Source organism: Solibacillus isronensis (assembly GCF_900168685.1).
Taxonomy (GTDB): domain Bacteria; phylum Bacillota; class Bacilli; order Bacillales_A; family Planococcaceae; genus Solibacillus; species Solibacillus isronensis_A.
The window spans coordinates 22,886-44,791 of record NZ_FVZN01000006.1 but is presented as its reverse complement, the minus strand read 5'-3'; the positions used below and the strand labels follow the sequence as shown (position 1 = coordinate 44,791).

Annotated in this window: 21 protein-coding genes; 17 read left to right on the top strand and 4 right to left on the bottom strand. The window is 37.4% G+C overall.

The genetic code is table 11. The annotated features are described in order from the left end of the window. Positions 1-1,377, bottom strand: a complete 1,377-nt coding sequence (locus B5473_RS01390; protein ID WP_079523327.1) for an FAD-dependent oxidoreductase — start codon at positions 1,375-1,377, stop codon at positions 1-3. Between the two features lie 155 nt (positions 1,378-1,532). Between B5473_RS01390 and B5473_RS01385 the strand changes: the two genes are divergently transcribed. From B5473_RS01385 to B5473_RS01320, 14 genes are all read left to right on the top strand, one after another. Beyond that, a complete protein-coding gene (locus B5473_RS01385; RefSeq protein WP_079523326.1) occupies positions 1,533-2,237 on the top strand; it encodes a DsbA family oxidoreductase in 705 nt (234 codons plus the stop codon). 213 nt (positions 2,238-2,450) lie between these two features. Continuing rightward, positions 2,451-3,089, top strand: a complete 639-nt coding sequence (locus B5473_RS01380; RefSeq protein WP_079523325.1) for an FMN-dependent NADH-azoreductase — start codon at positions 2,451-2,453, stop codon at positions 3,087-3,089. A 201-nt stretch (positions 3,090-3,290) separates the two neighbouring features. Beyond that, positions 3,291-3,596: a winged helix-turn-helix transcriptional regulator gene (locus tag B5473_RS01375; RefSeq protein ID WP_079523324.1), complete on the top strand. Its 306-nt coding sequence runs from the start codon at positions 3,291-3,293 to the stop codon at positions 3,594-3,596. 85 nt (positions 3,597-3,681) lie between these two features. After that, the gene (gene murB / locus B5473_RS01370; protein WP_079523323.1) at positions 3,682-4,593 is read left to right on the top strand and encodes a UDP-N-acetylmuramate dehydrogenase; all 912 of its coding nucleotides are present in this window, start codon (positions 3,682-3,684) and stop codon (positions 4,591-4,593) included. 101 nt (positions 4,594-4,694) lie between these two features. After that, positions 4,695-5,453 (top strand): exodeoxyribonuclease III, encoded by a 759-nt coding sequence (locus B5473_RS01365; protein ID WP_079523322.1) that lies wholly within the window; start codon positions 4,695-4,697, stop codon positions 5,451-5,453. Positions 5,454-5,531: 78 nt separating this feature from the next. Continuing rightward, positions 5,532-7,943: a penicillin acylase family protein gene (locus B5473_RS01360; protein WP_079523321.1), complete on the top strand. Its 2,412-nt coding sequence runs from the start codon at positions 5,532-5,534 to the stop codon at positions 7,941-7,943. 146 nt (positions 7,944-8,089) lie between these two features. Beyond that, positions 8,090-8,431: an ArsR/SmtB family transcription factor gene (locus B5473_RS01355; protein WP_254865215.1), complete on the top strand. Its 342-nt coding sequence runs from the start codon at positions 8,090-8,092 to the stop codon at positions 8,429-8,431. An 8-nt stretch (positions 8,432-8,439) separates the two neighbouring features. Continuing rightward, positions 8,440-10,557: a heavy metal translocating P-type ATPase gene (locus tag B5473_RS01350; RefSeq protein WP_079523320.1), complete on the top strand. Its 2,118-nt coding sequence runs from the start codon at positions 8,440-8,442 to the stop codon at positions 10,555-10,557. Positions 10,558-10,716: 159 nt separating this feature from the next. After that, positions 10,717-10,998, top strand: coding sequence for a late competence development ComFB family protein (locus tag B5473_RS01345; RefSeq protein ID WP_176141996.1), 282 nt, complete (start codon positions 10,717-10,719; stop codon positions 10,996-10,998). A 314-nt stretch (positions 10,999-11,312) separates the two neighbouring features. Continuing rightward, on the top strand, positions 11,313-11,732 hold the full coding sequence (gene mntR, locus B5473_RS01340) for a transcriptional regulator MntR (RefSeq protein WP_079523318.1): 420 nt from the start codon (positions 11,313-11,315) through the stop codon (positions 11,730-11,732). A 26-nt stretch (positions 11,733-11,758) separates the two neighbouring features. After that, on the top strand, positions 11,759-12,616 hold the full coding sequence (locus B5473_RS01335; protein ID WP_079523317.1) for a CvfB family protein: 858 nt from the start codon (positions 11,759-11,761) through the stop codon (positions 12,614-12,616). Between the two features lie 119 nt (positions 12,617-12,735). After that, a complete protein-coding gene (locus B5473_RS01330) occupies positions 12,736-13,650 on the top strand; it encodes a DUF1002 domain-containing protein (RefSeq protein ID WP_079523316.1) in 915 nt (304 codons plus the stop codon). 98 nt (positions 13,651-13,748) lie between these two features. Continuing rightward, positions 13,749-14,030: a GNAT family N-acetyltransferase gene (locus B5473_RS01325; protein ID WP_079523315.1), complete on the top strand. Its 282-nt coding sequence runs from the start codon at positions 13,749-13,751 to the stop codon at positions 14,028-14,030. A gap of 347 nt (positions 14,031-14,377) precedes the next feature. After that, positions 14,378-14,794, top strand: a complete 417-nt coding sequence (locus tag B5473_RS01320; RefSeq protein WP_079523314.1) for a 3-oxoacyl-ACP reductase — start codon at positions 14,378-14,380, stop codon at positions 14,792-14,794. A 164-nt stretch (positions 14,795-14,958) separates the two neighbouring features. Here B5473_RS01320 and B5473_RS01315 read toward each other — a convergent pair whose 3' ends face one another. Together B5473_RS01315 and B5473_RS01310 are read right to left on the bottom strand one after the other, a co-directional pair. Continuing rightward, on the bottom strand, positions 14,959-16,479 hold the full coding sequence (locus tag B5473_RS01315; RefSeq protein ID WP_079523313.1) for a succinate CoA transferase: 1,521 nt from the start codon (positions 16,477-16,479) through the stop codon (positions 14,959-14,961). Positions 16,480-16,812: 333 nt separating this feature from the next. Then, the gene (locus tag B5473_RS01310) at positions 16,813-17,463 is read right to left on the bottom strand and encodes a LytTR family DNA-binding domain-containing protein (RefSeq protein ID WP_008405802.1); all 651 of its coding nucleotides are present in this window, start codon (positions 17,461-17,463) and stop codon (positions 16,813-16,815) included. A 587-nt stretch (positions 17,464-18,050) separates the two neighbouring features. Here B5473_RS01310 and B5473_RS01305 point away from each other — a divergent pair. The 3 genes from B5473_RS01305 to B5473_RS01295 all read left to right on the top strand — a co-directional run bounded on the left by B5473_RS01305 (position 18,051) and on the right by B5473_RS01295 (position 20,304). Further along, complete coding sequence (locus tag B5473_RS01305) at positions 18,051-18,845, top strand: helix-turn-helix transcriptional regulator (RefSeq protein WP_079523312.1); 795 nt, start codon at positions 18,051-18,053, stop codon at positions 18,843-18,845. 288 nt (positions 18,846-19,133) lie between these two features. Then, a complete protein-coding gene (locus tag B5473_RS01300) occupies positions 19,134-19,388 on the top strand; it encodes a hypothetical protein (protein WP_079523311.1) in 255 nt (84 codons plus the stop codon). 25 nt (positions 19,389-19,413) lie between these two features. Then, positions 19,414-20,304, top strand: a complete 891-nt coding sequence (locus B5473_RS01295) for a M15 family metallopeptidase (protein WP_079523310.1) — start codon at positions 19,414-19,416, stop codon at positions 20,302-20,304. Positions 20,305-20,401: 97 nt separating this feature from the next. Here the strand turns inward: B5473_RS01295 and cls are convergent, their stop codons facing one another. Further along, on the bottom strand, positions 20,402-21,868 hold the full coding sequence (gene cls / locus B5473_RS01290) for a cardiolipin synthase (protein WP_079523309.1): 1,467 nt from the start codon (positions 21,866-21,868) through the stop codon (positions 20,402-20,404). Positions 21,869-21,906 lie beyond the last annotated feature (38 nt).

The following is a 21,906-nucleotide window of genomic DNA, read 5'->3' as shown; positions in this document are numbered from 1 at the left end:
TTATGAATTACCGGATTTTTTTAATTTTAACGGATAGACGGCAGGGCCTTCAATTACTTCGCCTTTTGAGTTGTAGCGTGAACCATGACATGGACAATCCCATGTATCATCTGCAACATTCCATCTAGTTTTACAGCCAAGATGTGTACACTTAGGCGCATCCAGTCTGTCGATATAGCCTTTTACAAGCTCTTTTCCGATCATCCCGCCTGTCTGAAGCATAAAGTAAAATGTCTTCCCGAAATTCGAACGATTCGGTGAGTATAAAGCGGCTGCAGGGTTTGCAATTCTTTTAATAAGATCTGTAAGCAATGTTCCTGCAACAAGCGAAGAAGATAGCCCCCATTTATTGAAGCCCGTTGCAATATACAAACTGTCATCACTCGGAGATAGCTGGCCGATATAAGGAATTTGGTCTGCCGTCATAACATCCTGTGCACTCCAACCGTATTCAAATGGCGGAAGCTCAAAATCAGTTGTTAGTTCATGCTGCAAAGTTTCATAAAACGGGTCTGTATCACTTGTCGAGCCAGCTGTATGCGATTGTCCGCCATATATGAAGTAGGGCTGATTATCGATAAGCGCTGTTCTGATTGTCCGACTTTGAGCATCGACGCTTAAGTATTGGCCTTCTAATAGCTGTGAATATTTTGTTGCTGTCAGGTAAGACCGCTTAATTTGGAGCTTCATCGAATAAAGCTGACGAATTGATTCAATCGGATAATGGGTACATAAAATCAGCTTTTTATAATGAACGGTACTGTCATTGCTTGTATGAAGGCAATTTTTGGACATTTCTAATTTAGTGACTCGCGTATTTAAATAAAGTTGTGCGCCATGTTTTCTTGCTAAATGAACATACGTATTCGTGAACTCGACAGGATTGATCTGACCTTCATTTTTAATGCCGAGCGCAAGTTCTACAGGAACCGAAAGTTCGATGTCCTTTGTTGCAACAAAGGGAATCCCGATTTTTTTATAGCTTTCCGCCTCGTTTAAAAGCTGCTCTTTTCCTTGAGGGGTAGCTGTATAAACATACGAAGTAGCTCGGGTAAAGCTGGTGCTACTTTCGGAAACGGCTTTTTCGATAGCCTGTTTATTTGCCTCGTAGTAAATTTTCCCGTCTTCTTCATTAAGTTTTGAGTAAATGACATTATGCTGTACTGTTAATTTTCCTGTAGAATAGCCGGTTGTTCCTTGAGCAAACTGAGGCATTGCTTCGATTAGAACGACATTAAGACCCTCTTTAGCCAGAGAGTATGCAGTATAAATACCACTAATTCCCCCTCCGATTATGCAAATATCGCAGTTAATCGATTCTTGCAGAGTAGGGGCAGCAAAATCTGAATGTGTTGGAAGCCAGAGAGATTGTTTCAAAATATCACCTTTTTATTTTTTAGCATAGGGTAATTGACCAGGATTTATTCAGCTGTTGTCACATAATAAAAATTCCCTGAGCTAGGGGGCTAGTTTCAAACATTGTACTTTTGAATAGTTGCTCGCTACAATACAAGACAAGGAGAGTGATTAGCATGAAAATTGAAGTATGGTCTGACTATGTATGTCCTTTTTGCTATATCGGCAAGAAACAATTAGAAATCGCATTAGATGAACTTGGATATGGTGATGCGATTGAAGTAGCATATAAAAGCTATTTATTGGATCCTTCCACACCAGTTAATACGACAAGCTCTGTATATGAAGAACTGTCACGAAAATACCAGATCTCATTAGATGAAGTGAAGAAAATGACAGCAAATGTTACAGCACGTGCCAAAGAAGTCGGGCTTGAGTACAATTTTGATGAAATGAAAAGTGCAAATACTGTAAAAGCGCACCGTTTAGCAAAATGGGCTGAAACAGAAGGCAAAGAAAAAGAGTTTACCGAGCGCGTTTTAAAAGCTTACTTTTTAGAAGGTGAAGCGATCGGACAAACTGAGGTATTACTGACATTAGCAAAAGAAGTTGGATTATCGACAGAAAAAGCTCGTCAAGTTATTGAAAGTAATGAGTATATGGAGCAGGTGCAGCAAGATATTGCGGTCGCTCAAAATCTTGGTGTACGCGGTGTACCATTCTTTGTCATTGATAATAAGTACGGCATTTCAGGTGCACAGCCACAGGAAGTGTTTGAACAAACGATTGAAAAGGCAGCTCAGGAAATGGGTTTACGTAAGCCTTTGAAAATGCAAGGGGTAGACGGTGCTGCGTGTACCGATGATTCTTGTGATATTTAACAGGAGTTAACAGGGTTTGAACAGGGAATTTTACCTAGATTCGTATTTTTATATAAACACGAAATAGGAATTCAGACTAAAGTATGAGGACAATCTAATTGATTTTTTTAGGTTGTTCTTTTATTATATACAAGTACCTCGAAATTGAGATACTTTAAAACAAGATAAAATTTCAAAAATAAATAATATTGAAAATAGTAGGGAGAAATGAAAATGACAAACGTATTAGTAGTAAAAGCAAATAACCGTCCAGATGGCGTATCAACAAAAATGTATGAAACATTCATGGCTGAAATAGCGAACAATGAAGGTTTAAACGTAACAACTTTTGATGTATTCGAAGAGAATATGCCATATTTCGGTCAAGAATTATTCAACGCTTTCGGTAAAGCACAAGCAGGCGAAGAATTATCAGCAATCGAAGCAGGTTCTTTAGCTGCTTTCAACAAATCTCGTGAAGTATTAACAGCTGCAGATGTAGTAGTATTTGCATTCCCATTATGGAACTTAACAATTCCAGCAGCATTACAATCATTCATCGATTACACTTATGGCGCTGGCTATTCATTCAAGTACAATGAACAAGGTGAATTAGTAAGCTTAATGACTGACAAAAAATATATCGTATTAAACGCACGTGGAGGTATTTACTCAACACCACAAGCATCTGCATCAGAAATGTCAGTAAACTATATTAATGCAGTTATCGGTGGCGTATTTGGTATGGAAAAAATTGATGAAGTTATTATCGAAGGTCATGCTTCAAATCCAGCTGGAGCTGAACAAATTATTGCTGATGGCTTAGAAAAAGTAAAAGCTGCAGCGCAAAATTTGGCAAAAGTAACAGCTTAATTTAATTATTCATATAGTAGAGAAGGGTTGCTCACAAAGTTGTGAGCTCCCTTCTTTTTTTAGTCGGTCAACAGCATGTATTAAGATAAAAATTCACTTGGCAGTAAGCTACTTACTTTTCGTAATTAATGAGAAGTGGTAATATAATAAGTAGCAGTTAAATAAATTTAGTTTTAGAGTAGTGAATATGAGGTGAAGAAAATGAAAGAGTCAGCACTATGTCCGCGTCTATCAAAAGCAATGGAGCTAGTCGGGAAACGCTGGACAGCTTTAATTATTTATCAATTATTGGAAGGACCTCAACGTTTCAATGCGATCGAAGCAGCATTGCCGATTAGTGGACGCTTACTGTCAGAGCGATTAAAAGAGCTCGAAAAAGAAGGTATTGTTGAACGGAAAGTGTATTCAGAAGTACCGGTTCGTGTTGAGTATAATTTAACGGATAAAGGGCGTTCACTTGAACAAACTGTGAGAGAAATTGAAATATGGGCGAAAACTTGGTTATAAATCATGCTGTTTTACTTGTAAAAAGCGTTATAAAAACAGATACTTAAAAAGTACGTCAGCTTTACAGGAAAGGAAAATGTTTTTTATGACAATTCAACAGTGGGAAAATGATTTATTACAATGGATCCCTTCAACTAATATAAAAAAAAATGAAACATTAAAAAAATATACGATGACAAAACTTGGCGGTAAGGCAGATATTTTAGTGTTGCCGAAAACTGAAGAGCAAGCAGCAGCTGTCGTTAAGTATGCATATGAAAATAATATACCGCTACTCATGCTGGGGAACGGCTCCAATATGGTCGTACGTGATGGCGGTGTACGTGGAATCGTCCTGCATTTTGCTTTATTGGACGAAATTCGCATTGAAGGTGATACGGTTTATGCACAAAGCGGTGCATTGATTAAAGAAGTATCAAAACAAGTCGCAGCTCAGAGCTTAACCGGTTTTGAGTTTGCATGCGGTATTCCAGGTTCAATCGGTGGAGCAATGGCAATGAATGCCGGCGCTTACGGTGGCGAGGTTAAAGACATCGTCACATCTTGTAAAGTACTCACACCGGAAGGAGAGCTTCTTGAGCTGAACAACGAGCAACTTGAACTTTCTTACCGGAAAAGCATTATTGCAAAAAAAGGCTATTTTGTATTGTCTGCTACGTTCCAATTAGCACACGGTGATCAAAAGCAAATCGATGAGAAGATTGCTGATTTAACGTTCCAGCGTGAATCGAAGCAGCCGCTTGAATATCCTTCGGCAGGCAGTGTATTCAAACGTCCTCCAGGCTATTTTGCAGGTAAGCTTATTCAGGATAGTGAATTGCAAGGTAAAGGTGTCGGTGGAGCAGAAGTTTCTACAAAGCATGCAGGATTTATCGTCAATAAAAACAATGCTACGGCAAAGGACTATATCGATACAATTCAAATGGTACAGCGTGTTGTAAAAGAGAAGTACGATATCGACTTGGAAATGGAAGTAAAAATCGTCGGTGAAGACTAATCTTGGACGATATAAAATGACTTCAACTCGTGCTAATTTAGCGCGGGTTCTCTTTTTTTTAATGGATAATTAATATGGGTTACATAAAAGGAGTAAGAAAGATGAAATTTATTTCGTGGAATGTGAACGGGATTCGTGCTTGTGTAAATAAAGGATTTTTGGATTATTTCCGTGAAATGGATGCGGACTTTTTCTGTATCCAGGAAACGAAATGCCAGGTAGGACAGATTGACCTTCAACTGGAAGGATATTATCAATATTGGCATTCAGCAGTGAAAAAAGGTTATTCCGGTACAGCTGTATTTACGAAACATGAACCGTTAGCAGTGTACTACGGCATCGAAAATGAAATTGCAGCAGATGAAGGCCGCATCCTTACATTGGAGTATGAAAACTTTTATTTAGTGAATACATACACACCGAATGCAAAGAGAGATTTAACTCGTTTGGAAGAGCGGCTGCAATGGGAAGACCGGATGGCACTATATTTGAAGGAACTTGATGCGAAAAAGCCCGTCATTTATTGTGGAGATTTAAATGTTGCACATAGTGAACTGGATATTAAAAATGTGAAATCTAATATTGGGAACTCTGGATTTACATATGAAGAGCGCGGAAAGATGACAGAATTACTTTCAAGTGGATTTACGGATACGTTTCGTCATTTCCATCCGAACTTAACCGACCATTTTACGTGGTGGAGTTATATGGCGAAAGTACGTGAGCGAAATATCGGCTGGCGCATTGACTATTTTATTATCTCTGACCGACTTGTTGAAAAAGTAGAGGAAGCATCTATACATTCAGAAATTTTAGGTAGCGATCATTGCCCTATCGTATTAAAATTAAAAACGGTGTAAGATGAATAGACTAATAGAAACGGAACTTTAAAAGCATAATAAAGCTTTGTAAAAAACAGAAAAAAAGAGGTGGAATTTATGGCACAACAGGCGAAAAAGTCAAAAGGGCGCAAATTTATAAACATCGTCATTTGGGCAGTTGGGATTTTAATTATTGTAGGAGGTGCAGCGGTAGCAGGATTGCACTTATACGTAGCAAATTCTAAACCTGTCATTGAAGGTGAGCTCGCGGTATCGATTTTAGATAATGATGTGGAAGTTACGAGAGATGGGGTAGGAGTTCCGCACATTGTGGCCAAGTCTGATGCGGACCTTTACCGTGCACAAGGCTATGTACAGGCACAGGATCGTTTATTCCAAATGGATTTAGCGCGCCGCCAAGCAAGTGGTACTTTAGCTGAAGTGGTAGGGGAATCTGCAGTAAATACAGATAAGTTTTTCCGTACATTCAGTTTACGACATGCTGCAGAGTTATCATGGGATGACTATGATGCACAGTCAAAACAAATTCTTGAATGGTATGCGGAAGGTGTAAATGCCTTTATCGATGAAGTAAAAGATACAAGCAAACTTTCATATGAGTTCAAACTACTTGGGTATACGCCTGAAGCTTGGACACCGATCGATTCATTGACAATCGGAAAATATATGGCGTATGACTTGGGCGGAAACTGGAATCAACAAGCTTTCCGATCATGGGCAATGCAAAACTATACAAAAGAACAAGCTGAAGAGTTATTTGTAGAGTATCCGGAAAATGCTCAATCGATTATTGAAGCGAATTTAAATCTGGAAACGGATATAGCAAGTGCCATTCCGACAGATTATTTACCGTCAGAACATAACGGCAGTAATAACTGGGTTGTAAGTGGTGAGCTGACAAAGTCAGGTAAGCCATTACTTGCAGATGATCCGCATCTAGGATTAAGCACGCCATCTGTATGGTATCAAATGCATCTGGAATCACCTGAACAAAATGTAAGTGGTGTAATTTTTGCAGGGATCCCTGGAATTATTCTTGGGCATAACGAACAAATTGCATGGGGTGTAACGAATGTAAACCCGGATGTGCAAGATTTATATATTGAAAAACCAAACCCGGAAAACCCTTATGAATTTGAATATGACGGTGAATGGGAAGAGGCAACTGTACGACAAGAACCGATCAAAGTAAAAGACGGTGAAACGGTGGACTTTGAAGTTGTGGAAACACGCCATGGTCCAATCATTTCTAACATTATGCTAAAAGATACACAGATGAAAGAGCAGTTTTCTATGCAGTGGACAGCACTGCAATCAACACAAGAATTAAAAGCAGTATTAGGTTTCAATAAAGCGACAAACTGGGAAGAGTTTGAAGTTGCGCTAGAGGACTTTAAAGCACCGGCACAAAACTTTGTGTTTGCTTCAACTGATGGAACAATTGCATACAAAGCAAATGGTCTAGTACCAATCCGTAAACAAGGTACAGGTTCATTACCAGTGCCGGGGAACTCGTCCGAATACGGCTGGGAAAGCTATATCCCATTTGATGAGCTGCCAACTGTTATTAATCCGGAAGAAGGCTATATTGCAACAGCGAACAATCAAGTTGTAGGCGAGGAATACCCTTATCATATTTCAAATCTTTGGGCACAGCCTTATCGATATGAGCGAATCGTAGAGATGATTAAAACACCGATGTATGATGAGGAAACAGGTGAATTATTAAAGCTGACTGTTGCGGAAATGAAAGGTATGCAAATGGATAAAAAGAATTTGCATGCCGAAGAATTTTTACCAAACTTGCTTGAAACGATTAAGGCTCAAGATAAAGACGGCAAGTACAAGAGTGTCATTACCCTTCTGGAAGAATGGGAGTATTACGATGACAAAGATCAAGGGGCACCACTTGTATACCACTTCTTAATCGAAAATATGGAAAAAGCATTATTCCAAGATGCAATGCCGGAAGATGTTTATAAATTAATGCCTGGCAAATCGCAAATCACCGACCAAATGCTGCGTGATGCATATGCAGGTAATCCGGGAGTCTGGATTACAGAAGAAGGCGGATTGGATAAATTCGTTTATACTGCATTCGAGGATGCTGTAACGAAGATTAAAGGTAAATTTGGGACGTCTGTTTCAAAATGGAAATGGGGCAGCTATAATCAGCTGACATTTGATCATCCATTAGCAAGCGCATCTGACTTTTTAGCAGACTATGTCAACCCTGAAAAACTACCGGTTGGCGGTTCTAGTGTTACCGTGCAGGCAGCTTCTGAAGATGGCAGCGGAAATGTAAATCACGGTGCATCATGGCGCTTTGTTGCCGACTTGGATGATTTATCATCAGCATATCATATTGTTGGTCCAGGACAGAGCGGACATGTGAAGTCTAAATGGTATGACAACCAGACTTCAAACTGGGTTTACGGGCGCTATCATAAAACAAAAATCAATGGCGAAGTTGACCATGGTTACGAATTAATATTAAAAGCTGAATAGAAATAAAGTAAAACACCCTTTTTCTCAATGAGAAAAAGGGTGTTTTAATTTCTGCCCCCAACTTTTTTCATTCAAATGTTCATTTGAACGTTGTATGTGCATAAGCTATAATACATTCAAACGACTATTAGAATGAGGTGCGAACAGTGAAGGAAACTTGCGATGTAACAAAGGTGAATGTACAGGCGGTCGAGGCTGTCAGAGGACAAATGCCGGAACTGTCAAAAGTAGCAAAATTTCTAAAAGCGCTCGCAGATGAAACACGGCTGAAAATTACATTTGCGCTCACAATAGAAGAACGTTTATGTGTATGCGATGTAGCGGCGATTCTTGGAACGAGTACAGCAACCGCATCCCATCATTTAAGATATTTAAAGGAGCATGGATTGGCAAAATCCGCTCGGGAAGGGAAACTGGTTTATTACTCTTTGGCCGATGATCACGTTTATCAAATTGTAATGATTGCTTATGAACATTCGAAGGAGTGAATTTTATCGTGGAAAAAACTGTACAATACCGCCTGGAAAATTTATCTTGTGCCAACTGCGCGGCAAAGTTTGAACGAAATATAAAAGACATTGATTCCGTAAGAAAAGTGCAATTGAACTTTGGAGCGGCAAAATTGACTGTAACAGGAGATGTGTCCGTTGCAGAACTTGAAGCTGCCGGAGCATTTGACGGTATTAAAGTTACGCCGGCAAATGAACGGAAAGTAATAGAGAAAGTCCCATTTTATAAACGTAGAGAAAATCAGTTGGCAGGGTTTTCATTACTTTTTGTTTTGATTGGTGTTATATGTAGCTATGTTTTTAACGAAGGGCAACTGTACGCAAATAGTCTATATGCCATTGCTATCATTGTTGGAGGTTACCCCATTTTCATAACAGGTATAAAAAATTTACTGCGTTTAGAGTTTGATATGAAAACTTTGATGACGATTGCGATTATCGGTGCAGCGATTATCGGTGAATGGCAGGAAGCAGCAATTGTCGTATTTCTTTTTGCTGTTAGTGAGGCATTGGAAGCATACTCAATGAACAAAGCACGCCAATCGATTACTCAATTGGTTGATTTGACACCGAAGACTGCCATGATTAAAAGAGGCCATGGTACGCATCTTCGGGAAATGGAGCTGGCGACGGAAGATATTCAAGTTGGGGATATACTTATTGTTAAACCAGGACAGAAAATTGCAATGGATGGTATTGTCGCAGCAGGAATTTCCACTGTAAACCAGGCTGCAATTACCGGCGAATCTTTACCAGTGACAAAAAATATCGGAGATGCAGTTTTTGCAGGTACATTAAATGAAGCAGGCGCTTTAGAAATAGAAGTAACAAAAAGGGTGGAAGATACAACCATTGCAAAAATCATTCATTTAGTCGAAGAAGCGCAGGCTGAAAAAGCCCCTTCGCAAAAGTTTGTTGACCGCTTTGCCAAGTATTATACACCAGCCATTATGATAGTAGCCTTGCTGGTAGCCGTCGTTCCGAGTGTTGTTACAGGAGACTGGCTGCATTGGATTTATCAAGGCTTAGCTGTTTTAGTAGTTGGCTGCCCATGTGCACTTGTAATTTCAACACCTGTAGCAATTGTTACTGCGATCGGGAATGCGGCGCGCAATGGTGTTTTAATTAAAGGTGGCGCATATTTGGAGGAGCTAGGTCGTATTAAAGCAGTAGCCTTCGATAAAACAGGTACCCTTACAAAAGGGCAGCCGGAAGTAATGGAAATAATAGTAGAAAATAATGCCGAAGATTGGCGTACATTACTTGCAAAGATAGCAGCAGTAGAAAAAAAGTCGCAGCATCCATTAGCACGCGCAATTTTAGCAAAGGCATTTGACGAAAAAGTTACCGTCCCTGCTGTGGAGGAGTTTCAGTCCGTGACAGGAAAAGGGGCATATGGAACAGTGCAAGGCGAAGTAATTTATGCTGGAAGTGTTCCTTGGATACAATCGATTGTTACTGTTTCACAACAACTATTAAAAACAATTGATCAGCTTGCTTCAAATGGTCATTCGGTAATCCTTGCTGCAAATAACGAACGTGTTTTAGGGATTTTATCGATAGCGGATCAAATTCGTCCTGAAAGTAAAAAGGTTATTCAAACACTTCAAGAAAATAGTGTTAAACATACAGTTATGCTGACAGGTGATGCACAATTGACCGCACAAAAAATTGCCCAACAACTACAGATAAGTGACATACGGGCAAATCTTATGCCGCACGATAAGTTAAAGGCAATGAAAGAATTGCAACAGCAGTACGGGTCGGTTGCGATGATTGGTGATGGGGTCAATGATGCGCCGGCATTGGCTGCAGCAAATATTGGAATTGCGATGGGCGGTGCAGGTACTGATGCAGCACTGGAAACTGCTCAAATTGTATTTATGGCAGATGACCTTTCAAAACTCCCATATACAATGAAACTTAGCAGAAAAGCATTAAATATTATTAAACAAAACATTACATTTGCGCTCGGTCTGAAATTAGTTGCGATTTTACTCATCATCCCAGGCTGGCTAACGTTATGGATTGCAATTTTTGCAGACATGGGCGCAACATTAATCGTTGTTTTAAATTCGTTGCGCTTATTAAAGGTAGAAAAGTAGTATACTGGTATTTATAAAGTGAGCTAAATTATAGAAATCTAGTTTTTAATTCGAAAGTAAAAAAGTCACATATACTAATCGAAATGTTTGAGTTAAATTACTTGGCGTTATATGATTGTAGAAGAGAATCTAGTTTTATAAATGAGGCGAAAGATGACAATGTCAGGTATTAAATTAATAAATGTAACAGAAGAAATTGTAAGAGGGCTTGTTAGTTTTCTGCTGCATGGCGTTGAATATCAAACATTTTGTCATTGTGAACAATGTGAGATGGATGTGAATGCAATTGTCTTAAATGTTTTGCCGGCTCGTTATGTTACATCAAACGAGACGAGAGATGCTGTTTTTAAGCAAATGAGCACACCGGAAAATCTTGAGGAAATCAATAAACAGATTATCCGCGCACTTCACATTGTAAAACAATATCCTAAGCATCCATAAAAAGTTAATTCAATGCTTTCTTTATGTATATAAGCAGTAATGATCAAGTTATATAAAAGATAAAATGAAGAGGTTATTCAATTAGGTGCATACTAATTGCAATAGCCTTTTTCTTTTAATGCCTTTTAGCGTAGGGAGACTGTTTAAAATTGCCACAATTACGGCAATAGCTGACTAATCAGCTTCCTATGTAACCATAGCCGAATTATTAAAAAACTGAGCCAGTGTAATTTAAGCGTTTACTGTTTTCAGTTAACTTTTTGCGTGAAATTGTAGTAAACTTAAAGAAGCAATTGGAAAGAGAGGGAACAGCTATGCCAACACCTAGCATGGAGGACCACATTGAACAAATTTATCTACTAATTGAACATAAAGGGTATGCACGTGTGTCCGATATTGCGGAAGCTTTATCTGTTCTACCTTCCTCCGTTACAAAAATGGTGCAGAAATTGGATAAAGACGGCTATTTAATATATGAAAAATATAGAGGCTTAACATTAACGCCAAAAGGGCAAAAGTTAGGAAAGAGACTTGTTCAGCGACATGATTTGCTGGAACAATTTTTGCGTTTAATAGGGGTTGATGAAGAACGTATATATGAAGACGTTGAAGGTATTGAACATCACTTGAGCTGGAATTCCATTGATCGCATTGCGGATCTTGTACAGCTTTTAGAAGAAGAGCCTCAAATGACAAAGAAGCTGGAAGAAATGAAATCAAATCATAGTATGTAATGATTGACAAGAAAAAGGAGAATATGATGAATCAATTAATAAAATCAGGACAAGTAGTGGAATTAACGGTATTGGAAGAGCAAGGATCACGTTATATTTTAACAAATGGTGAATTGGAAATTCCTTTAAATGCATCAGATGTAGCAGAAACAATTGCAATCGGCGATGTTTTAAAAGTATTCCTTTATACGGATCGCCGTGGAGATCTTCAAGCAACAACAGCCATTCCGCATATTACAGAAGCAGATTACGGTTGGGCACGTGTGTTGAAAGTAACAAAAGAAGGTGCTTTCTGTGATATTGGTACATCCCGCGAAGTATTAGTCCGTGCTGAAGACTTACCGGTTATTGAAGAAGTATGGCCTGAAGCAGGAGATCATTTGTATATTACATTACGTACAGATCGCAACGGGGATTTATTCGGTCGTTTAGTTACAGAAGAAAAAGTTAATGACATGTATGAAGGCGCAGCGGAAGAAATGTTCAATAAAAACATTACAGCTCGACCATACCGTCTATTACCGGTAGGATCGTTTTTATTAGGCGTTGAAAATCCTTATCGTATTTTCGTCCACGAATCGGAAATGAAAGCTGAGCCCCGTTTAGGACAAGAAGTGCAAGTACGCATTATTGATGTAAAAGAAGATGGCTCGTTAAACGGCTCATTTTTACCTCGAAAACATGAGCGCTTAGGTGATGATGCTGAAAAAATCTTTGCATATTTGGAAAGTGTCGGCGGAAAAATGCCATTTGGTGATAAGTCAACGCCAGAGGAAATTTCTGAAATGTTCAATATGAGTAAAGGTTCGTTTAAACGTGCACTAGGGACTCTAATGAAAGCACGCAAAATTACACAAAAAGACGGCTGGACAGAAATCGTTTAGATACAATTATAAGTAAAAGGGGAAATGTATATGAAACCTTTTACTTTTTTTATTCGTACTAATTAGAGAATGTATAGTAAAATTGGACAACATATACATTCGTAAAGGGGGATTTATAAATGAGACAAAAATGGATGGCTGTCATTGCAGCATTCGCATTATTGATTTCTTTTGTTTTACCAATGGGCGCTTCTGCGGCGACTACAGAACAAAAAAATCCAATCAATGAAAAACTCGGTGTACCAATCGTTGTTTATGGAAGCAATTTATCTGCTGATGAAAAGGAATTAGTGAAAACTGCTTTACGTGTAGATCAGGAATCAGAAGTAGATGAAATTTCAATTTCAGGACAGGATTTAGCAAAATATATAAAAGATAGCAACCCAAGTTCACGTATGTTCTCATCTGCTAAAATTACACGTCAAGATGCAGGCAAGGGACTTACAATTAGTATCGTAACACCAGATAATATTACACAAGTAACATCGGAAATGTATGCAAATGCCATGTTAACGGCAGGTATTGAAGATGCGATTGTGGAAATTGCAGCACCTAAACCGGTAACGGGTCACTCGGCATTAGTCGGGATTTATAAAGCATATGAAGCGAAAACAGGTGAGACATTAGATATTGAGCGAACAGATGTCGCGAATGATGAATTATCGGTTGCTACATCAATTGCTGAATCGGCAGGAGTTTCAGATGCACAAGTTTCAGAATTATTAACGGAAATTAAGAAAGCAATTGCTGAAAATAAACCGGCAACAAAAGAAGAAGTTCAGCAAATTGTTGAAGAACAGCTGAACAAACTGCAAATCAATTTAAGTGAAGCAGACCGTCAGATTTTAGTTGATTTAATGGACCGAATCAGTAATCTGAATATCGACTTCAGTAAATTATCATCACAGCTTTCGGATTTAACGGCAAAGTTCGATGAAAAGTTCGGTGCAATATTAGAGGATGAAGGATTTTGGCAAAGCGTTAAAAACTTTTTCAATAATTTAATCGATACAATTTCATCTTGGTTCAAATAAAATAGTCATTAAATGAAAGCACTCATAAATCGGGTGCTTTTATTTTTATTGAAAATTCAAATTATGGTATATTGTGAAGTACAGAAGGAGGGAGAAATATGGAATTTATTTATAAAGACAAAGGGAACAACTATGGTGCTCTGGAATATGAATTGAACGGTCAGCGTGTTGCTGAGATTACTTGGGTTTTACGTGAGGGTGTCATGAATATGGATCATACGTATGTATCTGATGTGCTGCGCGGTCAAGGGGTAGCCAAAAAGCTTTTAGATGCCGCTGCGGATTACGCGCGAGAAAACAATTACAAAATGAATGCCATTTGTTCATATGTCGTTTCTTCATTCCAAAAAAGCGACGCGTATGACGATGTAAAAGTATAGCAATATACAGAAAAACACGATTTTCATTTTTAGAAAATCGTGTTTTATTATGGAATTAAAAACATTTTTCGATATGTATTATCATGTATTTTAAAAACCTACAAATAATGAAATCAGAGCAGTAATAAGTCCAGAAACACCGAGAAGCGTAAGAATTTCCGTACCTTTATATGTAATTTCTTTGTTTTGGAACATATTGGACACTCCTTTATTTTTTATTTATATATATTTATCCAATTCAGGTAGTTTTTAATCCTATAACTACGAATGTTTTAAAAGAATTTCGCAGGGTATATTAATTTATATGAAAAGTGAAATTAAATCCCTAATTAGGAGGTAATATTATTATGGCTAAATTAAAAGGTAAAGGCGTTGTAGTTGCAGGTTTATTAGCAGGTGCTGCTTCATTTTTAAGTAAAAAGGAAAACCGTGATAAAGCAATGGACTATTTGAATAAAGCAAAAGGTAAAGTAAATGAAAGCGGTGGAGTTCAGGGCTTGATGCAGAAAGTTCAAGGTAAACCTGATGGTTCTGCTGGTTATAGTAATGAAGATGCGCATCCATCATCGACAGGAGATTTAGATACAAATATGGCGAAATCGGCTTCTGTCGGAAAAGATGATTACAAAAAAGAATCACTGGAGGAAGTTGCAGTGACAGCTGGAGAGGTTGCCGATCATACGTTAGAAGGTAACCAAATGGTCGAAGAAGGCGCTCAAACAACAACTGATTATTACAATTATGAACAGGACAAACGAGCGTAAGCAAACCGATGAATTTAATAAAAACAAGGTAGGCGGGAAAGTAGCCTCCTTTTTTTATGAATATGATGTCGGAGCACTTAGTGATGCTGTTAACTAAAATGAAAAAAAGGGTTTGTCTGTAACGTTTTTAACGTTCAGACAAACCCTTTAACATGTATAAAAGATTAAGCGTTAGCTGTTTCTTTTTTCATTGTTTTGTTTTTAGCAAGGTTTACGTGCCAAGATAGAGCTTCCTCTAAAATATGAGGAGTGTGCGCGCCGCCAGTTGCTTCGTAAGCGCGGTTATAGTAATCCCATAACTGCTCTTTGAAATCTGGGTGAGCACAGTTTTCGATGATTAATTTTACGCGCTCTTTTGGAGCAAGTCCGCGTAAATCAGCGATACCTTGTTCAGTTACGATTACGTCTACATCATGCTCAGTGTGGTCTACGTGAGAAACCATTGGTACGATTGAAGAAATCGCTCCGCCTTTTGCGTATGATTTCGTTACGAAGATACCAAGACGAGCGTTACGTGCGAAGTCACCAGAACCGCCGATACCGTTCATCATTTTAGTACCTGAAACGTGTGTAGAGTTTACGTTACCATAAATATCTAATTCAAGAGCAGTGTTGATTGAGATTAAGCCCAAACGACGGATAAGCTCTGGGTGGTTAGAGATTTCTTGTGGACGTAAGCAAATTTTATCAGCATACTTTTCTAAGTTGCCGTATACTTTTTTCTGTAATTCTTCTGTAAGTGTAATAGAAGTTGCAGCAGCAAAGCGTACTTTACCAGCATCAATTAAGTTGAATACTGCATCTTGTAATACTTCAGAAGCAACTACCAAGTTTTCGAATTCTGCATCAGCGAAGCCGTCTAATACTGCGTTTGCTACAGAACCTACACCTGATTGTAATGGCATTAATTCATTTGTTAAACGGCCCGCTTTGATTTCAGAACGGAAGAAGTCTAATAAAATGTTTGCCATTGTTTGCGTTTCCTCATCTGGAGGAACGATTAATGAAGGAGCGTCTGGCTCTTCAGAAATAACGATTGCTTTAATTTTAGCTGGATCTACTTTAATACCGATTTCACCGATACGTTGCTCAGCATTTGTCATTGGAATCGCGTCACGCTTACCTTGTTCACCTGGAACATAGATATCGTGAATACCGATTAATGCTTCCGGATGAGAGATATTTAATTCGATAATAATGTTCTCTGCATATTCAGCGAAGATTGGTGAGTTACCTACAGAGTTTGAAGGAATAATTAAACCGTCTTCTGTAATTGCAACTGCTTCTAAAATTAAGTGTTTAATAGGACCGATAATTCCTTGACGTACTAACTCAGCATTGTGAGAAAGGTGAGCGTCTACATAAGAAATTTCGCCTTTGTTTACTAAACCGCGCATTACCGCATCCCCTTGGAAAGGACCACGTTTGTTAATAACACCAGCAGCAGCTAAGTAGTTATCAACTTCAGGACCTAATGAAGCCCCTGTATATACATCAATTTTAAATTTTTCGTTTTTAGCGCGCTCTACTAATGCCATTGGTACAACTTTAGCATCACCTGCGCGAGTAAATCCTGACATCCCTACCACTGTGCCATCTTGGATTAAAGCAGCAGCTTCTTCAGCAGATACAACTTTATCTACTAATTGTTTTAAACCTAAACGTTTCTCAACTCGTGGATCCATTAATAAATCCTCCCCTAATAAGTTATTTAATCGTTTGATAAACAGAAAATTTTGTAATTTTCTGTGTTTTTCACCAGGTAGTAAACCGGCATTTATGCTAATATTATCATCAAATTGTCACATTTACTTCACGCCCAACATAAAAGCGCTTAAAAGGTGATTATTAGAGAAATTTAACGTAAAAAAGAGATAAAAACAGATTGGTTTTGAAACTCACTTATTACTTGTTTAGCAAATATGCACAATAAAGGTCGGGGAAATAGGTCAAAAGACCAATATCGAGGGTGGAAAGTAAAAAAGCGACTCGTATTTACGAGTCGCTTTAAATTAATTTTAGAATCCTAAAGAACGGCGGAAGTAGCTAGCATAACGTTGGCTTACAGGAATACGTGTGCCGTCTTTCATAATTAAAAGGAAAGTCGAGTGTGAATCTGGCTGAATTTCATCAATATAATCGATATTAACAATATAAGAACGGTGGCAACGGATGAACGAATCAGGAGCTAAAAATAACTCTAAGTCACTTAAGTTCAGGCGGTGATATCCTTCACGGTGCATCGTTTTTACAAATGTTTTACGCAATTGTGTCTCAAGATAAATTACTTGATTGTGTTTAATTGGGTACCAGCAGTCATCAATTTTTACTGTAATATAATTAGTTAAAAATGGAGAAGGTTTTTGAGGGAAGATTGCTGTAATAGCACCTTTTGTTTCACCTTCTTCAATGAGAGGAATACTCATTCCGTAATAAGGAACACCGAATACGTCAGATTCAATGTATGAATTGATTTTTTGACCATACGTTAATGCTTTGTATGCAGCTGAACCTTCTTTAATCGGGTCACCTGGTTTGATTTTTAAGTCTACTTTTTTGCTTGGCTGATAATATAAATACTCATTTGTATCTGAAATAGCAATTGATGTATTCTCAGGGAAAAATTCTTTAATGACTTCCATAATTTCTTCTATTTGTCTTGGATCCACTTTATAACACCTCTTTATAAGCATTTTATACAATTATGAACTATTTTACTACATATTTAAAGAAATTGGGTTGGGAAGATTTTTTAAAATGAAAAATATTTTTTGTGGATGTAAAAAGTGAATTTTTTTATGGAAAATATAATGAAAAAATAGCGTGAAAATTACTATGCTAAAAGAGTATGATTAGGTGAAATATGCATTTTTTAAATTCCTTTATTTCTATAATTGGAAGTAACCTAATAATTTTGTCCTAGGGTAATTGTTAAAATTAGGTTGAAAGCAAATCTTGTAATATGGTAATATTCACTATAGTTACTAATAAAATGTACTATTATGCGGAAAACAATGCATACTATAATAGTATAAATATAAAAATGAATAAATAATTACTTTGCTTAATAAAAGAAATTCTACTATGGAAATTTCTTATGATTAATATAATGATATTACTTATTATGAAATACAGACTGGCAGATGTAAGGAATATAAACAATCTGCAGAATTATGACAATTTCTTGTACATTTGTATTAGGCTTGTTTTTCTAATAAGTAATAGAAGGTCATTCTGAAGAAAGATGGGGTAACTTATGCAACTACATCAATATTCAATCTCGGAAACAATTTCAAAACGGTATTTTCAAGAGATTGACAATATCAATCAATATGCTGGTATCGAAGATTTTTTTGTTCTGGAATCTCGATTGATTTTTGAAGTTTATCATTTAGAAGTAGCAAAAGCAAAGAAGACATTACACGAAATAATAGACATATTATCCGCACGCTTCGGAAAACAGGTCATTAAAGTAGTGCGCTCGTATTTTGTTACGTTATCCTCAATTGTTGCGCGTAAGCTTTTAGATAATCAAGTCCCTTCTAAAAAAGCATTTGCCTTCAATTTAGCATGTGCAGATATGATTGAAAACAAGATGAAGGATGCCGAGTTTCTGCAATTTGCGGATGACTTAATCGATTTTTATGTGTACTTTATTGCGGATCGAAAGCAGCCTACGTTCCGTCACCAAACAGTAAACAAAGTAATTATGTACATAAATGATGAGCTGGAAAATGATTTAACAGTTGAAAGTATTGCAGCGAACTTCCATATTAGTACGAGTCATTTATCGCGTATTTTCCGTGAGCATGTAGGGATCACTTTAGTTGAATACTTAAATGTTCGCCGTGTAGAGGAATCCCAATATTATTTACGCCATACGAATAAAAGTATTACGTCAATTTCAGATCAATTCCATTTCTGTAATCAGAGTTATTTCACGAGAATTTTCAAGAAATACACAGGTGTAACACCTAAACATTTCCGTGATGAATTGCATCATGAATTTTTCCGATTTGAAATTCCTGAAGTAGAGTACGAAAATGTTTAATAATTAAAAGCCTACTAGTGCGTGTAGTTCACCCTTAATTGTTGGGCAGAATAGTTAATTTAATTTCTTTATTCTTCGTTCAGCTGAAAGTTTCAGAAAAAAAAGAATAATCTACGAAAACTCTGCATGGTATATATTATTACATGTAGAGTTTTTTATTTTGAAACTAGTTGTACCTTTAAGATTTTCAAAATTGCATTATCAATTAAGCTAGTTTTATACTAAACAAAGGTTGAAAAATAGATTGCTTTTAAGAAGAACATGCAATCATCATGTAAGGAGAGAAAAATGAAAAAATATGAAAGAGCGATCTCACTCGTTTTAGTTGCAGGAGCTAGTTTAACCGCACTATTTTTCATTGTGAAACAAAATATGGAAGCGGCCATTTTAGCTATGACGATTATGTTTACGTTTACGAATTTTTTCCGTTCACGTACCTTTAAAGAAAAGGGCCATGAAAAAGAAGCTAAATGGATGCAGAAGATGTCGATGATTTTTGCGGTTTTATCAATTATTGTTTTATTTATTATTGTCACAGGATAAAAATAGAAAAAGAAGGCGAAATGGAATGAACAGAAAAGCAAACAGAAAAAGTCCGATCGCAATAATTGTATCCATTTCAATTGTTATTTTAATCGCGATCTTAGGGTCTATTTATTATAAATTTGAAGTAGCACAATCTGCTACAGAAGAAAAATCTGTTGAACCAACTGAACTGGAAAAAGAAGAGACGCAAAATAAAACAAACGAAACAGAAGAACCGTTGAAGCCACAAGATGAAAATGCAGATGATCTGGCTTCTTCAGAAAAAAACGGTGGAAATTCTTTGGTAAATTCCGGAGAACAGCCAATTAAGCAACCTGCTAAAGAAACGCCACCCGCTACGGAAGAAGTGGAACTGGAAAATGGATATATTGTTGGACAAAAGCCTGCAACTGAGCCTACTTTTGTAAAAGGGGTTTTAATTGCGAATAAGAAAAACCCTCTTCCTTCAACTTACAATAAAGGGGAAGATCCTAAGGCGCGTGCCGCTTTTGAAAAGATGGCAAAAGCTGCAATGGAAAATGGACTAGAGCTCGTTGCTTTTAGTGGTTTCCGTTCTTATGACTATCAAAAAACACTATACGATCGGTATGTGAAGCGAGACGGAAAGGAAGCGGCGGATCGCTATAGTGCAAGACCAGGATATTCCGAGCATCAAACTGGACTCGCTTTTGATATTGGGGAAAAGGGCCGGGAAGATTTATGGCTGACAAATGAGTTCGGCGAAACTGAAGCAGGGCAGTGGTTGGCACAAAATGCCCATAAATACGGATTCATTTTACGTTATCCAAAAGGAAAAGAAGAGATTACAGGTTTCATGCATGAATCATGGCATTTCCGCTATTTGGAAGGTGAGCTTGCGACAAAGGTATTTGAAGCAGGCGTAACGCTGGAAGAATACTTAGGGATACAATAATACTTGAAATTGAATGATAAACAAAAAACCAATTTCCTCAAAAAAGAGGAAATTGGTTTTTTACTATGCGTAAAACTTTAAACTCAATCTTATTTCCCTACAGTATCGGTGATAATAAACGAGAAATGGATTCTTTGAATTTAATAAAGCTGGAGCGATTTTTGTACAGTTCATATGTGAGCTCTGAGCAGTCTAATATATCACTTTCGAATATTTCGGCAAGATGGTGTGCCAATAATCGGTCATAAAGAAGGGCATTCACTTCAAAGTTTAAACTAAAGCTCCGCACATCAATGTTTGCAGTACCGACGGAAGCAATTTCATCATCCACGACAATCATTTTGGCGTGAATAAAGCCTTTCTCATAATGATACACTTTGGCACCTGCTTCAACGAGTGGTCCTACGTATGAATAAGTTGCCCAATAGACAAACATATGGTCAGGTTTATTTGGAATCATAATCCGCACGTCGAGGCCGGATAGTGCTGCAATTTTAATAGCGTCAAAAAACGAATCATCCGGAATGAAATACGGGGACTGTATGTACACGTATTTTTTTGCATTTGAGATTAAATGCAAATAGTTGTTTTTAATTACTTCCCATTCTGTGTCAGGTCCACTTGAAATAATTTGGAGAGCTGCCGTTCCTTTTTGAGGAATAATCGGAAAATAACGCTCTGCATAACAAATATCATTTTTGGCACTTGCCTGATTCCAGTCTAAAATGAAACGTGTCTGTAATGGGTGGACAGCACTTCCTTCAATACGTAAGTGTGTATCGCGCCAGTAGCCGAATCGATCCGATAAACTTAAATATTCATCCCCGACGTTAAAACCTCCAATATAGCCGATACGCCCGTCTATTATGGAAATTTTTCTGTGATTTCTAAAGTTTAAGCGTGGATTGATGAGTGGCAAAATTGAAGGGAAAAATACTTCTACTTCACCGCCAGCTTCGATCAGTTCTTTAAAATGCCTCTTCCGAACTCCGCGTGAGCCCATTTCATCAAATAGTACTCTTACTTTTACACCTTGTTTTGCCTTTTTTATTAAAGCATTTACAATGCGTTGCCCCAAGTTATCCAGTTTGAAAATATAGTATTGAATATGAATGTGGTTTTTCGCATGTAGAATATCATTTATAAGTGCTTCGAACTTGTCACTGCCGTCATCGAAAATCTTCACATCGTTATCTTGTGTCAGGACAGCGTTATTTGTTTTTAAATTCATATATATGAGATGATTATAACTTTTAATATGTTCTGCACGCAGTTCCAGCTCATTTTTTTCAATTGCTTCAATCTGATAATTAATCAGTTGTTCAATCCCGATATCTTTTCTGCCATCCCAACGGAATAAGTGTTTTTTTCTTAATTGCCTTCCTAATAATAAATAGAGGAAAAATCCAACAAACGGTAAGAAAAAAAGAACGAGCAACCATGCCCAAGTTGATGAAGGCTTTTTGCGCTCTAAAAAAATGACAGTCAGGGCAAATAGAATATTTATAAACATAATAAGCGGTACCCAAATGGAACTTTGAATAATTGCGCTCAAAAGATTCACCTACTTTCCTTCTTACTTTCATTATAGCCTATGGAAGC

Bases quoted from the DNA above. Each gene is read 5' to 3' on its own strand.
- B5473_RS01360 (WP_079523321.1), top strand. From the start codon at position 5,532: ATGGCACAACAGGCGAAAAAGTCAAAAGGGCGCAAATTTATAAACATC.
- B5473_RS01320 (WP_079523314.1), top strand. From the start codon at position 14,378: ATGGCTAAATTAAAAGGTAAAGGCGTTGTAGTTGCAGGTTTATTAGCA.
- murB (WP_079523323.1), top strand. From the start codon at position 3,682: ATGACAATTCAACAGTGGGAAAATGATTTATTACAATGGATCCCTTCA.
- B5473_RS01375 (WP_079523324.1), top strand. From the start codon at position 3,291: ATGAAAGAGTCAGCACTATGTCCGCGTCTATCAAAAGCAATGGAGCTA.
- B5473_RS01385 (WP_079523326.1), top strand. From the start codon at position 1,533: ATGAAAATTGAAGTATGGTCTGACTATGTATGTCCTTTTTGCTATATC.
- B5473_RS01315 (WP_079523313.1), bottom strand. From the start codon at position 16,479: ATGGATCCACGAGTTGAGAAACGTTTAGGTTTAAAACAATTAGTAGAT.
- B5473_RS01335 (WP_079523317.1), top strand. From the start codon at position 11,759: ATGAATCAATTAATAAAATCAGGACAAGTAGTGGAATTAACGGTATTG.
- B5473_RS01325 (WP_079523315.1), top strand. From the start codon at position 13,749: ATGGAATTTATTTATAAAGACAAAGGGAACAACTATGGTGCTCTGGAA.
- B5473_RS01305 (WP_079523312.1), top strand. From the start codon at position 18,051: ATGCAACTACATCAATATTCAATCTCGGAAACAATTTCAAAACGGTAT.
- B5473_RS01365 (WP_079523322.1), top strand. From the start codon at position 4,695: ATGAAATTTATTTCGTGGAATGTGAACGGGATTCGTGCTTGTGTAAAT.
- B5473_RS01380 (WP_079523325.1), top strand. From the start codon at position 2,451: ATGACAAACGTATTAGTAGTAAAAGCAAATAACCGTCCAGATGGCGTA.
- B5473_RS01345 (WP_176141996.1), top strand. From the start codon at position 10,717: ATGTCAGGTATTAAATTAATAAATGTAACAGAAGAAATTGTAAGAGGG.
- B5473_RS01300 (WP_079523311.1), top strand. From the start codon at position 19,134: ATGAAAAAATATGAAAGAGCGATCTCACTCGTTTTAGTTGCAGGAGCT.
- B5473_RS01295 (WP_079523310.1), top strand. From the start codon at position 19,414: ATGAACAGAAAAGCAAACAGAAAAAGTCCGATCGCAATAATTGTATCC.
- B5473_RS01330 (WP_079523316.1), top strand. From the start codon at position 12,736: ATGAGACAAAAATGGATGGCTGTCATTGCAGCATTCGCATTATTGATT.
- mntR (WP_079523318.1), top strand. From the start codon at position 11,313: ATGCCAACACCTAGCATGGAGGACCACATTGAACAAATTTATCTACTA.